The sequence below is a fragment of the Rathayibacter sp. AY1E8 genome, assembly GCF_002931415.1.
Lineage (GTDB): Bacteria > Actinomycetota > Actinomycetes > Actinomycetales > Microbacteriaceae > Rathayibacter.
In genome coordinates this window covers 1-13,103 of the sequence record NZ_PSVI01000003.1, presented here as the reverse complement: position 1 = coordinate 13,103, position 13,103 = coordinate 1, and the positions used below count along the sequence as shown (strand labels likewise).

Sequence of the window (13,103 nt, the reverse complement as noted above, 5' to 3'; positions counted from 1 at the left end):
GCAGAAGACCCTCGGAGTGAACTCCTGGGGACGCGCGGTCGCGGCCGTGGGGACGCCGGTCAGGCGCGGCGCTGCTCCAGCACGCCGTCGGCGTACTCGCCGATCGGCTCGCCCGCGAGCTCCTGGGCGGCGTCGACCGTCTCGGAGTCGGCCGGGCGCTCGACGATGTCGCGCATCGTCTGCAGGAAGCGGATGACGGTCCCGGCCTCGGAGGGGTTGAGCGTCTCGGCCGCCTCGAGCATGCGGCGGTGCATCTCGTCGAGCGTCTCGCGCACCTCGCGGTGGGAGGTGGGGGTGGCGACGATGCGGATGGCCCGGCGGTCGCTCGGGTGCGGCTCCCTGACCACGTGCCCGCTCTTGACCAGCCGGTCGATCAGCACGGTCGTGGAGGCGGAGGAGATGCCGAGGTAGGAGGCCAGGTCCTTCGGGCTGACGTGCACGCCCTTCTGCTGGCGGCGCATGAGGAACTGCACGGCCAGCAGGTCGTTCTCGCCCATGCCCATGGATCCGCGGGTCCGGCGGCGCATCGCGGCCTCCGCCGTGCGGAAGGCGCGCATCGCGGCGAGGACCTCCACCGCTCCGGGCTCGGTCGCCTCACCCGAGAACCAGAAGGCCCCGGGTCGCTTCAGCGTGACCTCATCCATGCAGAACAGTCTAGACAGTCTTGTAGCAAGAAGATCTAGACAAGCCAACCTCCCCCGAGGTGCTTGCCTGGAAGGGCGGCGACCACTACGAAGGGACTACTAGTTAGACAAGCTAGTGACTCATTCGCGAAGGGAGCTGCCCGTGCTGGACGAACTCGACCGCCTGCAGCCGCTCCCCGCCGACGTCGTGGATCCGCTGGTCGGCTCCACCCTCGCCTGTCGCTACCTCGTGCTCGAGCGGGTGGGGGAGGGCGGCAGCGCCGTCGTCTACCGCGCCCGCGACCTCCGCCTCGCCCGCCAGGTCGCGGTCAAGGTCCACCGCGACGTCCCGGACACCCCCAACGAGCGGGCGCGTCGCGAGCGCGAGATCCGCTTCCTGATCGACTCGCGCCACGCCTCCGTGGTGGACGTCCTCGACCAGGGCGAGATCCCCGGCGAGGAGGGCGACCTCGCGTTCCTCGTCCTCGAGTACTTCGACCGCAGCGACCCGGCGGCCGACTGGTTCGGCTCCGGCGATCCGCGGCTCATCGCGGAGGTCGGGGCTCAAGTGGCCGATGCTCTCGCGCACCTGCACGCGCAGGGCGTCCTCCACCGCGACGTGAAGCCCGAGAACGTCCTCGTCCGCTCGCGCGCCACCGCATCCGGCTTCTCCGCGCACGAGGCCAAGCTCAGCGACTTCGGGATCGCCCGCTCGGTCGACGACGCCCGGCTCACCCGCTCCGACGTGCTGGTGGGCACCGCCGCGTACCTCAGCCCCGAGAGCCTCGGCTCCGGCCCGGTCGGACCGGCGTCCGACGTCTACTCGCTCGGGCTGGTCCTCCTCGAGGCCGTCTCGGGCCGCAGGGCCTACACCGGCACGACGCTCGAGATCTCGATCCAGCGCCTCCACCACGCGCCTGTCGTCCCGGACACGGTCCCGGCGGAGTGGCGCGAGCTGCTGACCGCGATGACCGCTCTCGATCCGGCCGACCGCCCCTCCGCCGAGGAGGTGGCACGCCGGCTCTGGGCGCGCCTGGCCGGCGGCCCCGCCGCAGCCCCCTCCCGCAGCGGAGTCACGGGCACGGTCGCCCTCGTCGCCGCGGGCCTGGTCGGCGCGGTGACGGCCCTCTCGCTCACCGGCTGGCTGGGCTGAGCGCCCCGAGCGGTCCTCGTCCGCTCAGGTTCCTCGCGAGCGTGCTCCCGTAGGCTCCGGGCGACCCTCGACCGACCCCGAGCCGCGTCGCCGCGGACCGAACGGAGCCGATCCCATGAGCCCGCGCCGCCTCTTCCGCCTGCTGTCGATCGTCGAGGCGGTGACCTGGACTCTCCTGATCGTCGGGATGCTGCTGAAGTACGCGGCCGGAGCCGGCGACTGGCCGGTGAGCGTCGCCGGGCCGATCCACGGGTTCGCGTTCCTCGCCTACGGAGCCGCGGCCCTGGTGCTCGCGGTGAACCAGCGGTGGTCGGCGGGCGCGACGGCGCTCGCGGTCGTCAGCGCGGTCGTGCCCTACGCGACGGTCCCGCTGGAGCGCGGCTTCGAGCGCCGCGGCCTGCTGGAGGGCCCGTGGCGGACGCACGCGACGGACGACCCGCGCGACCGGCGCGTGACGAGCCGACTCCTCCGCTGGGCGCTCGCGCGGCCCGTGCTCGCCGGGGCGCTGGTCCTGGCTCTGGTCGCCGTGGTCTTCGCGGCGCTGCTGGTGGTCGGCCCGCCCGGGGGCGGCGAGGCCTGATCCCGCGCGCGGCGTGCCTCAGACGGGGCGCGTCTCCGCGTCGATGAGGATCTCGGCGGCGCGACGCGCGTGCAGGGCGGCCTCCGGGGTTCCGGCGATGGCCGCGGTGGTCTGGGCGCCCTCGGCGAGGATCGCGAGCTGCGCGGCGAGCTCGGCGCCGCCACCCGCCTCCTCGGCGAGGGTCGCGAGGAAGCGCTGGAACGTCTCCTTGTGGTCGCGCGCCATCTCGGCGACCATCGGGTTCGACGAGCCGAGCTCCCCGAAGGCGTTGATGAAGCCGCAGCCGCGGAACGAGTCCTCGGAGAACCAGTCGAAGAGGAAGTCGTAGATCGCGAGCAGCTTGCCGCGAGGTCCGTCCGCCGCGGCGACCCGGGTGGTCACGCCGAGGGTCCACTGCTCGTGCCGGCCGTGCAGGACGGCGACCACCACCGACTCCTTGCTCGGGAACTCCGAGTAGAGGCGCTTCAGCGAGACGCCCGCGGCCGTGCGGAGCTCGTCCATCCCCACGGACTGGATGCCGCGCTCGTAGTAGAGCCGGTCGGCGGCCGCGAGGATCGCCTCGCGGGGAGGGCGCTCGTCGAGGATCGGGGACATCCCTCCATGGTAGGCGGTACCAGAACGGGCGTTCTCGGTCGGCTGCCGCGCTCTCCGCAGGGGGTCCGGGGGTCGGACGCTGCTGCTAGCGTCGCGCTCGGGTGCGCAGGCGCCCGGGGACGGGAGGCGGACGCATGGTCGTCGCGATGCAGGCCGAGGGATTCGACGGGCCGGAGGCGCTGCGCGCCGTCGAGGTCGATCCAGGGGAGCCGGCGCCCGGCAGGGTGCGGATCGCGGTGCGCGCAGCGGGCGTGAACCCGGCCGACGCGAAGCTCCTGCGCGGGATGTTCGGGCGCGGACGGGTGCCGGTCCGGCCGGGCAGCGAGGTCTCCGGAGTCGTGACCGCGGTCGGCGAGAGGGCCGAGGGGCCGCTCGGCCCGATCCGCGTGGGCGACGAGGTCGTGGCGTTCCGGGTCTCCGGCGGCTACTCCGCCGAGCTGGTCGCGCCCGCGAGCGCGGTCCTGCCCAAGCCCGCCGGGCTCGGCTGGGCGGCGGCCGCGGGCCTGCTGCTGGCCGGGACGACCGCCGAGCACCTCGTCGAGGCCACCCGCGTCTCCTCCGGGGACACCGTCCTGGTGCACGGGGCGAGCGGAGCCGTCGGCTCGCTCGCGGTGCAGCTCGCGGTCGCCCGCGGAGCACGGGTGCTGGGCACCACGAGCGAGCGCGGCGAGGAGGTCGTCCGCCGCTTCGGCGCGGAGCCGGTCCGCTACGGCGCCGGGCTGGAGGAGCGCGTGCGCCTCCTGGCCCCCGGCGGCGTCGACGTCGCGCTGGACACGGCGGGCACCGACGAGGCGCTGGACGCCTCGGTGGCTCTGGTCACCGACCGCTCGCGCATCGCCACCGTCGCCGGCTTCGAGCACGCCGCCCGCCTCGGCGGCATCCTGCTGCTCGGCGGCGGACCGGGAGCCGATCCCGGCACCGCGCTCCGCGACGCCGCCCGGCCGGGCCTGCTCGACCGCGCCGGTCGCGGGGAGCTCGAGGTCGTGCTCGGGCCCTCCTTCCCGCTGACCGAGGCGGCCGCCGCGCTCGCCCTCGTCGAGTCGGGCCGCGCGCGCGGCAAGACGGTCCTGCTCCCCTGAACGAGACGTCCTCCCTCGACCTGCCGGCCCTCGGGCCCTTCGACTCCGCCGGCGCCGCGAGCCTCCTCCGCAACCACGCCCTCCCCGGAGTGGAGCGGGTCTCGGCCGACGGCCGGCGCCTGGAGCGCCTGCTCACCCTCGACGGGGCGCCGCGGCCGATCGCGCTCGAGGTGACGGAGACCGGGCTGCGGGTGGAGGCGGAGCCGGACGTGCTGACGCCGGCGGCCGCGGTCGTCCGTGCCTGGTTCGACCTCGACTCCGACGTCGTGGCGATCGGCGCCGAGCTCTCGCGGGACCCGCTGCTCGCCCGCTCCGTCGCGGCCCGACCGGGGCTGCGCGCGACGCAGTACCCGGAGGCGTTCGAGGCGGCGGTGATGGCGGTCCTCGGCCAGCAGGTGTCCGTCGCCGCGGCCCGGACCTTCGGCGGACGGACCGCCGCGGCCTTCGGCGCCCCGGGGGAGCGCGGTCTGCTGGCGTTCCCCGCACCCGCCGCCCTGCTCGCGCCGGAGTTCGAGGCGCTGCGCTCGGCGATCGGGATCACCAACGCCCGGGCGCGGACGGTCCGTGCCGTCGCCGAGGCCTTCGCCGCCGGACCCGTGCTCGACCGCGCGGGCGACCTGCCGGAGCAGCGGCGCGCGCTCCTCGCGATCCCGGGCATCGGGCCGTGGACGGCCGACTACCTCGCGCTCCGGTTCCTCGGCGATCCGGACGCCTTCCCCGCCGGCGACCTGGTGCTGCGGAAGGCGCTCGGCCGGGTGAGCACGGCGGAGGCGGAGGCGGCGTCGCAGGCGTGGCGGCCGCACCGGGCGCACGCGGCGTTCCACCTGTGGGCGAGCACCGGAGCGGTCTGAGCGGGTGGACGACCCGAGTCGAGAGGCCGCGCCCGGACCGGCGGTCGGGACCGGTCGCCGACGGATCAGGTCAGGTACTCGACGTCGTCGTACAGGATCGGCGCGTCCTCGGCGTCCGGATCCTCGACCGGGACGTCCTCGTGCTCGAGGATGACCGCGACGCCCGGGGAGACCAGCACGCAGACCTCGCGCTCGCCGGCGACCGTGAAGCTCACCATGTCGCCGCGGTTGCGCACGGCCTCGACCAGGCGCTTCTCGAGCTCCTCGGTGTCGAGGGAGACGGCGAGGAGGAAGCGGCGGCCGTCGATACTGAGCGTGGTGCGCCGCATCGTCGCCTCGGGCTCGGGAGGCGTGCCGCGTCCGCCGCGGCCCGGCGTGACCGCCTTGACCCGCAGCGACGAGGCGTGCATCCGGATGACGGCGTTCACGAGCCCGCCTCCGGGCGCGACTCGTGATGGCGGCGGCCGCCGGAGCGGCGGTCCTCCTTCATCTCGGACTCGAAGAGGTGGCGGCGTCCGCCGGCGAGCTCGTCGCGCGCGGCGCGCTCCTGCTCCCGGAACGCGGCGTAGTAGGTGTCGTCGTAGTCCTCGACGATCTGGAAGGTCCAGCGCCCCTCGATGACGTTGCGGCCGACGAGCTCGGCCTCGATCCGCTCGGCGGTCGCGGCGTGGCCGGCCTCGCGCAGCGCGTCGACGGCCTCGCCCAGAGCGAGGTCGGCCGCGCCGGTGAGCCGGTGGAAGCCGTAGAGCAGACCGCGGGCGTGCTCGACCGTCTCGAGCGCCTCCGAGAGCTTCCCGAGCGCCGCCACGGTGGCGTCGTCGAGACCCTCCGGGCGCAGGTGCGCGGAGTCGGGGTGGTCGTGTGAGCTGCTCATCCAGGTGAGCTTAGGCCGACCTAAATGCTCTGTGACCCCCTTGCGCCGCCGCCGGGAATGGTTCGTGCCCGGAGCGGCAGGGCGGTCAGGTGCACGTCGCGGAGCCCTCCGTCGTCGGCGACGGCGGTCAGGAAGGTGCAGGCCGGCTGGCGCCTCCGATCCGTCGGGGAGCCCGGATTGAGCAGGCGGAGACCCGCCGGGGAGACGGTGTCCCAGGGGATGTGGCTGTGCCCGAAGACGAGCACGTCGGCACCCGGATGAGCGGCGTCGGCGCGGGTCCCGCGGCCGGTCGCCGCTCCGGTCTCGTGCACCACGCGGACGTCGAGGCCGGCGACGCGGGCGCGCGCGACCTCGGGCAGGCGGGCGCGCAGCGGCTCCGGATCGTTGTTGCCCCACACGGCCAGCAGGAGCGCCGCCCGCTCCTCCAGCGCGTCCAGCGTCGCCTCGTCGATCCAGTCGCCCGCGTGCACGACCAGGTCGGCCTCGTCGACCGCGCGCCACACCTCGTCCGGGAGGGCCTTCGCCCGCTTCGGGAGGTGCGTGTCGGCGAGCAGGAGGAGGCGGACCGGACCGTCGACCTCGGGTGGAGAGCCGTCGGGGCCGGGCTGGAGCAGGGGCATCAGCGGGCGGGGCCGGGCGTCGGCTCCACTCCGCCGTCGGCGCCGGGCTCGTTCGCGGTCCCGGAGCTGCGGAGGCGGGCGTCGAGCGCCTCGAGGTCGGCGGCGAACCAGAGGTGGTCGCCGCGGTTCGACTCGACGACGAAGGCCTGCAGCGCGCTCGACTCCGCCACCGGCCCGCTGACGTCGCCGAGGATCACCAGCCGCTTGCCGTACGAGACGAACTTCTGCACGAACTCGCCGGCGATGCCGGAGCGCAGGCGGAGGAACTCGGGGTCGAGCCGGCCGACGGGCACCACGATCGTCTCGACGTCGCCGCCGTAGGTCTCGCCGATCAGCGCGATCGCGTCGTCCGGGGTCGAGAGCGCGCCTCCGTCGTCGTCGACGAGCAGGAGGGGGACGCCCTGGCGGGTCTCGGTTCTCATCGGGCCAGCCAATCACGTCGGCCGGGGAGAGGCGAGCAGTGCCGTCCGGGCCTCCGCTCGGGGCGTCCCCTCCTGCGCCGGTCGTGCTTGCGGGGACACGCCGATCAGGCGTCCGGACGGGCTGCCCGCACCGCCGCTACGAGCCCGGCAGCTCGACGCGGCGCTTGAAGCCCACGTGCGAGTCGACGAAGCCCAGGCGCAGGTAGAAGCGGTGGGCGTCGGTGCGGGCGGCGTCCGAGGTCAGCTGGACGAGCGGCGTGCGGAGCTCGATCGCAGCGACGTCCAGCACCCAGCGCATCAGGGCCGTGCCGATCCCCGCCGACCGCTCGGCGCTCGCCACCCGGACCGCTTCGACGAGCAGGCGGGAGCTGCCGCGGCGCGCCATCCCGGGGATCACGGTCAGCTGCAGCGTGCCGACCACGGCTCCGGCGCCGTCCACCGCGACCACGAGATCGTTGCCCGGGTCCTGCGCGATGCTCCGGAAGGCGGCCTCGTAGGCGGCCCCGTCCTCCTCGGCGGCGACGTCTCCGCGCCCGGCGCTGATCGGGTCGTCGGAGAGGAGCCGGACGATCGCGGGGAGGTCGTGGAGCACCGCGCGGCGGAGGAGGAGGCTCCTCTCCCCGGGGCCGGCGTCGCAGGGGAGGGTCAGGTCGGCGATCATGCCCTCATCCTCCCTCTGCTCCACGGCGGGAGCGGTCGTCGGAGGCGGGCAGGACGCGGCTGAGAGCGGCAGGGGGATCCTGGTGCCCGGTCCGCACGTCCACGCGCCGCGTGCCGCAGCCGGCGCAGCGGACGTACACGACGACGCCCTCGCTGGTCCGGTGGGCCGACTCGGTCGTCCAGCCGTGCTCGTGCGGATCGACGGCGGGGGCGAGCGGCTCGGAGGGGTGCGGGGAGGGTGTGGAGGTGCGCATGGGAGCCACTGTGCTGTCATGGTCTTATGCAGCTCAACCCTTACGGCGAGTACGCGGTCCTGCTCGCCGCCTCCCTCGCGAACGACTGGCCGTCCGACCGCGCGGGCATCGAGGCTCGAACGCGCGAATACGGCATGACGATGGCCTTCGAGTCCGGCCCGGACGACCACGCCCGGACGCGCGACGTGATCGACGAGTGGCTGGAAGTGGTCGACGCGCCGACTCCGAGCGGCCGGGCGACGTCGCTGAACCGCCAGATGGCCGCGATCGCCGCGTATCCGCGCCTGACCGACCACGACGACGAGGGCTGGCACCTGCACTACCGCGACCAGGACCAGTCCCTGGCGCACGTCCTCCACGCCGTCATCGCGGTCGGCACGGCGCTGCACCTGACGACCCGGGGGATGAGCCGCCTCCTGCGGTGCGAGGCCGGTCGGGCGCCGGGCGACCACTGCAGGAACGTCGTCGTCGACGTGACGCGGAACGGCCGGCAGCGGTACTGCTCCGTCCGCTGCGCGAACCGGGCCGCGGTCCGGCGGCACCGCCTGCGGCACGCGGAGTGAGTCCGCGCGGCCCCGTCACTCCGCCGCGTCGCCGCCCGGCTTCATCCAGAACGGGGAGTAGTGGTAGCCGTCGAGGTCGTCGAACTGGCGCTGGTACATGAAGGGGTAGTCGTCGGTGTCGCCGATCCGGCCGCCCGCGGCGGCGGCCCGCTCGACGAGCTCGTCGACGGCCGCGCGGCTGTCGAGGTCGAACGAGACGGTCACCTTCGAGGGGGTGCCGGGGGCGCCGATCAGCTCCTCGGTGGCGCCGACGCTCTCGTACATCGCGCGGCTCGCGAGCATGACGGACGTGCCGGGACCGATCGCGAAGCAGGAGACGTCCTCGCGGGACATCTCGGCGTTCAGGGTCCAGCCGAGCGCGGTGTAGAAGGCGGTGGCGCGCTCGACGTCGTCGACCGGGCAGGTGATGAAGAGGCTCATGCGCTCACCCTCGCCACCTGCGGGCGGGCCGTCAAGAGCTCCGCGAGGGAACTCCGGACGGCCCGCCGGGACTCAGCGGAACGACCGCAGCCGCAGGCTGTTCAGCACGACGAAGACGCTCGAGAACGCCATCGCGGCGCCGGCCACGAGCGGCCCCAGGAGTCCGGCCATCGCGAGCGGGATCGCGGCCACGTTGTAGGCGAAGGCCCAGAAGAGGTTGCCCCGGATGACCGCGAGGGTGCGGCGCCCGAGGCGCAGGGCGTCGGGCACCCGGGCGAGGTCGTCGCCGACGAGGGTGATGTCGCTCGCCTCGATCGCCGCGTCCGATCCGGCGCCCATCGCGATCCCCACGTCCGCGGCGGCCAGCGCGGCGGCGTCGTTCACACCGTCGCCGACGAAGGCGACGTGGCGGCCCTCCGCACGGAGGCGCTCGATCACCGCGAGCTTCTCCTCCGGCAGCACCTCGGCGACGACCTCGTCGATGCCGACGGCCGAGGCGACGGCCTGCGCCGCCCGCGGGTTGTCGCCGGTCAGCACCATCACCCGCAGGCCCCGCTCGCGCAGGGCGCGGACGGTGCGGGACGCCTCCGGCCTCGGCTCGTCGCGGAGGACCGCGAAGCCGCGCAGCGCCCCCTCCCAGCCGACGCCGACGACGGTGCCGCCCTCGGCGGTCGCTCGCTCGGCGCGCTCGGCGAGACCGCCCGGCGCGAAGCCCCACTGCTCCTCCAGCCAGCGCAGCCGGCCGGCGACGACCAGGCGGCCCTCGACCCGGGCGCGCACGCCGAACCCGGTGCTGGAGCGGAATCCGGTCGCCTTGGGGACGTCGAGGTGCGCGGCCCCGGCCACGATCGCTGCGGCGAGCGGATGCTCCGACCCGCGCTCGACGGCGGCGAGCATCCGCAGGCTCTCGTCGTCGCTGGACTCGACGACCTGGAAGGCGCCGGTGGTGAGCGTGCCGGTCTTGTCGAGCACGACCGTGTCGATCCGGCGCCCGGCCTCGAGCACCTCCGGCCCGCGGAGGAGGATCCCGAGCTGGGAGCCGCGGCCGGTGCCGACGAGGACGGCGGTCGGGGTGGCCAGGCCCAGCGCGCACGGGCACGCGACGACGAGGACGGCGACGGCGGGAGAGACGGCGGCGGCGAGGTCGGCGCCGGCGATCAGCCAGCCGGCGAGGGTGGCCAGGGCGAGAACCACCACGACCGGCACGAAGACGGAGGAGACGCGGTCGGCGAGCCGCTGGACGCGCGCCTTGCCGGCCTGCGCGTCCGAGACGAGGCGGCCCATCCGCGCGAGCGTGGTCTCGGAGCCGACGCGGTCGACGCGGACGGTGAGCAGGCCGTGCGCGTTGAGCACTCCGCCGGTCACGGTCGAGCCGGGGCCGACCTCGACCGGCACGCTCTCGCCGGTGAGCATGCTCGCGTCGATCGCGCTCGAGCCCTCGAGCACGGTGCCGTCGGCGGCGACGGTCTCGCCGGGGCGCACGCGGAGGAGGTCGCCGACGGCGAGCGAGGACGCGGGCACGCGCTCCTCCTGCCCGTCGGCGGCGATGCGCACGGCGTCCTTCGCGCCGAGGCGGAGGAGCGCCCGGAGCGCCGCACCGGCGTCGCGCTTCGACCGCGCCTCCAGGTAGCGGCCGGCCAGCACGAGGACGGGGACGGCGGCGGCGACCTCGAGGTAGATCTCGTCGTGGCCGGACCGGCTGCCCAGCAGCTCGAACGGCATGCTCATGCCGGGCCGCCCGGCGTCGCCGAGGAACAGAGCCCAGACCGACCAGGCGAAGGAGGCGCTGACCCCGAGGCTGATCAGGGTGTCCATGGTGGTGGAGCCGTGCCGCAGCGCCCGCCAGGCGTTGCGGTGGAAGGGCAGCGCGCCCCAGACCGCGACCGGTGAGGCGAGGGCGAGGCACAGCCACTGCCAGTTCGCGAACTGCAGCGGCGGGATCATCGAGAGCAGGACCACCGGCACGGCGAGCAGCGCGGAGACGCGGAGCCGCGTGCGCAGGGCGCGCCGCTCGCGGTCGTCGTCGCTCTGCTCCTCCTGCTCCTCCGCGGGAGCCGCCTCGCCGGTGGAGGGGACCGTCGCGCTGTAGCCCGCGGCCTCGACGGCGGCGATCGCGTCGGCCGGAGTCGTGCCGGGCGGGAGGGTCAGCGTCGCGCGCTCGAGGGCGAGGTTGACGGTCGCGTGGACTCCGGGGAGCGCGTCGAGGCGCTTCTCGACCCGCGCGACGCAGGAGGCGCAGGTCATCCCTCCGATGGCGAGCTCGAGCGGTGTGCCGGTGGTCTCGGCCACGTCAGCTCAGGGGAGCGAGGCGGTAGCCCGCGTCGGCGACGGCGGCGGCGATCTCCTCGCGGCCGAGCGGCCGGGAGGAGCCGACCGTGACGGTCGAGACCCCGTCGGGGGCGAGGGACACGTCGACCGCCGAGACCTCGGGGTAGGCGGCGAGCTCCTCGGTGACGCTGCGGACGCAGTGCTCGCAGGTCATGCCCGCGACTCCGAAGCTCTGCACGGACGCGGCCGACAGGGAGCCCTGCGCCGGGTGGCCGCCATCGGAGCGGCCAGAGCCGTGGCCGCCGCACGCGCAGGCGCCGCCTCCGCCGCAGCCGCAGCCTCCCGTCGATCCGCTCGCGGTCAGGCCGAGGTCGATCCTGGTGCTCATGGGTCCTCCTGTGTGGTGCGTCCGGTCCGATCCGGTCGATCGGCCCGGTGGGCGTCCGGTCGGCACGCCGGTCGCGGCATACCCCCGGGGGGTACTCCATGGTATGCCCGCCGAGCCCTCTCGGCAAGGCGGGAGGGCGGAGGAGGGATGATCTCAGGGGCGGCTCGGAGCCGCGCGAGGAGGGAGGGGCGCATGGATCCCGCATCGACGCCGCACTGGGGCGAGCCCCCGCCGCGCACGCCGCCGGCGGTCCCGCTGCCCCCGCGCACGCGGTTCGAGCCGACCGCGCTGCTCGCCGCGCCCCTGCCCGCCCCGGCCGCCGTCCGGGCCCGGGTCCGCCAGGCCGCCCCGGAGCGGCAGCGCCGGCTGGCGGCGCTCGCCGCGGTCACCGAGGGGTTCGCCGTCCTGCGCACTCCCGAGCTCGCCCGGGCGCTGCGCCGGATCGCGGCACCCGCCTCCGCCGCTCCGGCCGCCGCCGCCGCAGTGCTGGCCGTCGGCCGCGACGGACTCGAGCTCGCCGCCGAGCGCGCGGACGCCCTGCGCATCGCCGAGTGGGATCGGATCGTCTCGGTGGGCGTCGGCACCTCGCCCTCGGGTGCCCACCGGGTCCGCGCACTGGTCCTGGCGGTCCTCGCCCCGCCGCCCGCCTCCGCCGTCCTGCGTGCGGCGAGGCGGCGCCCGCGCACCGTCCTCGTGCCCCTGGTCGTCGCCGCCCCGGCCGCTCTCGGCTGGCGCGTGGCCGACGACCGCACGTTCCTCCTCGCTCTCGACCGCCTGCAGCGCGCCCTCGAGGAGCGTGCCCGGTGAGGGCGCGGTTCCGCTTCGCCCTCGCGGCCGTCGCCGTGCTCGGCCTGGGCCTGGCGCTGCGGTTCGTGCTCACGGGGCTGCTCGCCGACCTCGCCGGCGGAGTGGCCTACGTCGTGCTGGTGGCGCTGCTGATCGCGGTGCTCCTGCCGCGCATCCCGGGCGTGACGGCTGCCGGGATCGCGCTGGCCTGGTCGATCGCGATGGAGCAGCTGCAGGCGATCGGAGTCGCGGCGCGCCTGGTCGAGCTGTGGGCGCCGCTCCGCCTCGTCGTCGGCACCACCTTCTCCTGGCTCGACATCGCGGCCTACGTCCTCGGCGCGGTCGTCGCCGCGGCCGTGCACCTCGCCGTCGCTCCGCGCGAGCAGTCCGCCTGACGGGAGGCCGCGCCCGGCGTCTCCTGTTCGCCCGTCGGCCGGGCTGCCGCGAGGCGTCCCGGCGTCCGCCGAGGTGCCGGCCTCGCCGAGGTGTCCGTGCGCTCCCCGAGGCGCCGCCGTCCCCGCGGTGCCTCGCCGGCGGACGCGGTGTCTCGGCGGAGCAGCGACGCCGGCCGCCGGAGCGGCGCGGTCCCTCCGCCCCCGCGCCCCTGATTAGGGTGAAGCCATGAGCGAGCCGGCACTCCCCGAGACGACGGCCCCGCGGGCCTCGGCCCCGCACGACCACCGCCGCGACCGGCGCATCCCCGAGCCCGTCGACCGGTTCGCCACCGGCGAGGAGTACCCCGAGTACCGCGTCGACCTGGAGCGGATCCGCTTCTCGCCCTACTTCGCCCGCCTCTCCGCGGTGACCCAGGTCATCTCGCCCTCGGGCGTCGGCCAGGTCGTGCACAACCGGCTCACGCACTCGATCAAGGTCACCGCGGTCGCCCGCGCGATCGCGATGCAGCTGACCACCACCGATCCCGCCCAGCGCGAGCTGGTCGAGCGGCTCGGCGGCTGCGACCCGGTGGT

The 13,103-nt window shown here is 75.4% G+C and carries 18 protein-coding genes and 1 pseudogene; 8 read left to right on the top strand and 11 right to left on the bottom strand.

Annotated elements, in window-relative coordinates; translation table 11 throughout:
- Window positions 1–59 precede the first annotated feature (59 nt).
- The gene (locus C5C74_RS01580; protein ID WP_104224167.1) at window positions 60–644 is read right to left on the bottom strand and encodes a MarR family winged helix-turn-helix transcriptional regulator; all 585 of its coding nucleotides are present in this window, start codon (window positions 642–644) and stop codon (window positions 60–62) included.
- A gap of 142 nt (window positions 645–786) precedes the next feature.
- Here C5C74_RS01580 and C5C74_RS01575 point away from each other — a divergent pair, with 142 nt between their 5' ends.
- Together C5C74_RS01575 and C5C74_RS01570 are read left to right on the top strand one after the other, a co-directional pair.
- Complete coding sequence (locus C5C74_RS01575; RefSeq protein WP_181134631.1) at window positions 787–1,776, top strand: serine/threonine-protein kinase; 990 nt, start codon at window positions 787–789, stop codon at window positions 1,774–1,776.
- 115 nt (window positions 1,777–1,891) lie between these two features.
- Window positions 1,892–2,356: a DUF3817 domain-containing protein gene (locus tag C5C74_RS01570; protein WP_104225947.1), complete on the top strand. Its 465-nt coding sequence runs from the start codon at window positions 1,892–1,894 to the stop codon at window positions 2,354–2,356.
- A gap of 18 nt (window positions 2,357–2,374) precedes the next feature.
- On the opposite strand, the gene C5C74_RS01565 is transcribed toward C5C74_RS01570, so the two are convergent.
- A complete protein-coding gene (locus C5C74_RS01565; RefSeq protein ID WP_104224170.1) occupies window positions 2,375–2,950 on the bottom strand; it encodes a TetR/AcrR family transcriptional regulator in 576 nt (191 codons plus the stop codon).
- 134 nt (window positions 2,951–3,084) lie between these two features.
- Here C5C74_RS01565 and C5C74_RS01560 point away from each other — a divergent pair, with 134 nt between their 5' ends.
- Complete coding sequence (locus C5C74_RS01560) at window positions 3,085–4,029, top strand: NADP-dependent oxidoreductase (protein ID WP_258064076.1); 945 nt, start codon at window positions 3,085–3,087, stop codon at window positions 4,027–4,029.
- Window positions 4,026–4,880, top strand: a complete 855-nt coding sequence (locus C5C74_RS01555; RefSeq protein WP_308471004.1) for an AlkA N-terminal domain-containing protein — start codon at window positions 4,026–4,028, stop codon at window positions 4,878–4,880. Before C5C74_RS01560 ends, C5C74_RS01555 begins: the two co-directional genes overlap by 4 nt.
- Window positions 4,881–4,945: 65 nt before the next feature.
- Here the strand turns inward: C5C74_RS01555 and C5C74_RS01550 are convergent, their stop codons facing one another.
- The 6 genes from C5C74_RS01550 to C5C74_RS01525 form a co-directional block, all read right to left on the bottom strand.
- Window positions 4,946–5,308 (bottom strand): hypothetical protein, encoded by a 363-nt coding sequence (locus C5C74_RS01550; RefSeq protein ID WP_104224172.1) that lies wholly within the window; start codon window positions 5,306–5,308, stop codon window positions 4,946–4,948.
- The gene (locus C5C74_RS01545; RefSeq protein ID WP_104224173.1) at window positions 5,305–5,754 is read right to left on the bottom strand and encodes a hypothetical protein; all 450 of its coding nucleotides are present in this window, start codon (window positions 5,752–5,754) and stop codon (window positions 5,305–5,307) included. The genes C5C74_RS01550 and C5C74_RS01545 overlap by 4 nt, the downstream gene beginning before the upstream one ends.
- A 20-nt stretch (window positions 5,755–5,774) precedes the next feature.
- A complete protein-coding gene (locus C5C74_RS01540; RefSeq protein ID WP_104350863.1) occupies window positions 5,775–6,374 on the bottom strand; it encodes a metallophosphoesterase in 600 nt (199 codons plus the stop codon).
- The gene (locus C5C74_RS01535; protein ID WP_104224175.1) at window positions 6,374–6,796 is read right to left on the bottom strand and encodes a DUF4180 domain-containing protein; all 423 of its coding nucleotides are present in this window, start codon (window positions 6,794–6,796) and stop codon (window positions 6,374–6,376) included. Before C5C74_RS01535 ends, C5C74_RS01540 begins: the two co-directional genes overlap by 1 nt.
- 136 nt (window positions 6,797–6,932) lie before the next feature.
- A complete protein-coding gene (locus C5C74_RS01530) occupies window positions 6,933–7,457 on the bottom strand; it encodes a GNAT family N-acetyltransferase (RefSeq protein WP_104225943.1) in 525 nt (174 codons plus the stop codon).
- Between the two features lie 4 nt (window positions 7,458–7,461).
- Complete coding sequence (locus C5C74_RS01525; RefSeq protein WP_104224177.1) at window positions 7,462–7,710, bottom strand: hypothetical protein; 249 nt, start codon at window positions 7,708–7,710, stop codon at window positions 7,462–7,464.
- 26 nt (window positions 7,711–7,736) lie between these two features.
- On the opposite strand from C5C74_RS01525, the gene C5C74_RS01520 reads away from it, so the two are divergent.
- Window positions 7,737–8,273: a CGNR zinc finger domain-containing protein gene (locus C5C74_RS01520; protein ID WP_104225942.1), complete on the top strand. Its 537-nt coding sequence runs from the start codon at window positions 7,737–7,739 to the stop codon at window positions 8,271–8,273.
- A gap of 15 nt (window positions 8,274–8,288) precedes the next feature.
- Here C5C74_RS01520 and C5C74_RS01515 read toward each other — a convergent pair whose 3' ends face one another.
- The 3 genes from C5C74_RS01515 to C5C74_RS17760 all read right to left on the bottom strand — a co-directional run bounded on the left by C5C74_RS01515 (window position 8,289) and on the right by C5C74_RS17760 (window position 11,349).
- Window positions 8,289–8,693 carry a VOC family protein gene (locus tag C5C74_RS01515; RefSeq protein WP_104225941.1) on the bottom strand — a complete coding sequence of 135 codons (405 nt, stop codon included), beginning with the start codon at window positions 8,691–8,693 and terminating at the stop codon, window positions 8,289–8,291.
- 72 nt (window positions 8,694–8,765) lie between these two features.
- Complete coding sequence (locus C5C74_RS01510; protein WP_258064075.1) at window positions 8,766–10,982, bottom strand: cation-translocating P-type ATPase; 2,217 nt, start codon at window positions 10,980–10,982, stop codon at window positions 8,766–8,768.
- Between the two features lies 1 nt (window position 10,983).
- The gene (locus C5C74_RS17760; protein ID WP_104237794.1) at window positions 10,984–11,349 is read right to left on the bottom strand and encodes a heavy-metal-associated domain-containing protein; all 366 of its coding nucleotides are present in this window, start codon (window positions 11,347–11,349) and stop codon (window positions 10,984–10,986) included.
- Window positions 11,350–11,541: 192 nt separating this feature from the next.
- On the opposite strand from C5C74_RS17760, the gene C5C74_RS17210 reads away from it, so the two are divergent.
- From C5C74_RS17210 to C5C74_RS17755, 3 genes and pseudogenes are all read left to right on the top strand, one after another.
- Window positions 11,542–12,156 (top strand): hypothetical protein, encoded by a 615-nt coding sequence (locus C5C74_RS17210; protein ID WP_181067801.1) that lies wholly within the window; start codon window positions 11,542–11,544, stop codon window positions 12,154–12,156.
- A complete protein-coding gene (locus tag C5C74_RS17205) occupies window positions 12,153–12,530 on the top strand; it encodes a DUF2809 domain-containing protein (RefSeq protein ID WP_160033714.1) in 378 nt (125 codons plus the stop codon). The genes C5C74_RS17210 and C5C74_RS17205 overlap by 4 nt, the downstream gene beginning before the upstream one ends.
- Before the next feature lie 226 nt (window positions 12,531–12,756).
- Window positions 12,757–13,103, top strand: a pseudogene (locus C5C74_RS17755) (phosphodiesterase); the annotation flags it as partial.

Coding starts and splice junctions, on each gene's coding strand:
- C5C74_RS01545 (WP_104224173.1), bottom strand. CDS start 5,754: ATGAGCAGCTCACACGACCACCCCGACTCCGCGCACCTGCGCCCGGAG.
- C5C74_RS01530 (WP_104225943.1), bottom strand. CDS start 7,457: ATGATCGCCGACCTGACCCTCCCCTGCGACGCCGGCCCCGGGGAGAGG.
- C5C74_RS17760 (WP_104237794.1), bottom strand. CDS start 11,349: ATGAGCACCAGGATCGACCTCGGCCTGACCGCGAGCGGATCGACGGGA.
- C5C74_RS01540 (WP_104350863.1), bottom strand. CDS start 6,374: ATGCCCCTGCTCCAGCCCGGCCCCGACGGCTCTCCACCCGAGGTCGAC.
- C5C74_RS01570 (WP_104225947.1), top strand. CDS start 1,892: ATGAGCCCGCGCCGCCTCTTCCGCCTGCTGTCGATCGTCGAGGCGGTG.
- C5C74_RS01535 (WP_104224175.1), bottom strand. CDS start 6,796: ATGAGAACCGAGACCCGCCAGGGCGTCCCCCTCCTGCTCGTCGACGAC.
- C5C74_RS17210 (WP_181067801.1), top strand. CDS start 11,542: ATGGATCCCGCATCGACGCCGCACTGGGGCGAGCCCCCGCCGCGCACG.
- C5C74_RS01560 (WP_258064076.1), top strand. CDS start 3,085: ATGGTCGTCGCGATGCAGGCCGAGGGATTCGACGGGCCGGAGGCGCTG.
- C5C74_RS01520 (WP_104225942.1), top strand. CDS start 7,737: ATGCAGCTCAACCCTTACGGCGAGTACGCGGTCCTGCTCGCCGCCTCC.
- C5C74_RS01515 (WP_104225941.1), bottom strand. CDS start 8,693: ATGAGCCTCTTCATCACCTGCCCGGTCGACGACGTCGAGCGCGCCACC.
- C5C74_RS01525 (WP_104224177.1), bottom strand. CDS start 7,710: ATGCGCACCTCCACACCCTCCCCGCACCCCTCCGAGCCGCTCGCCCCC.
- C5C74_RS01580 (WP_104224167.1), bottom strand. CDS start 644: ATGGATGAGGTCACGCTGAAGCGACCCGGGGCCTTCTGGTTCTCGGGT.
- C5C74_RS01565 (WP_104224170.1), bottom strand. CDS start 2,950: ATGTCCCCGATCCTCGACGAGCGCCCTCCCCGCGAGGCGATCCTCGCG.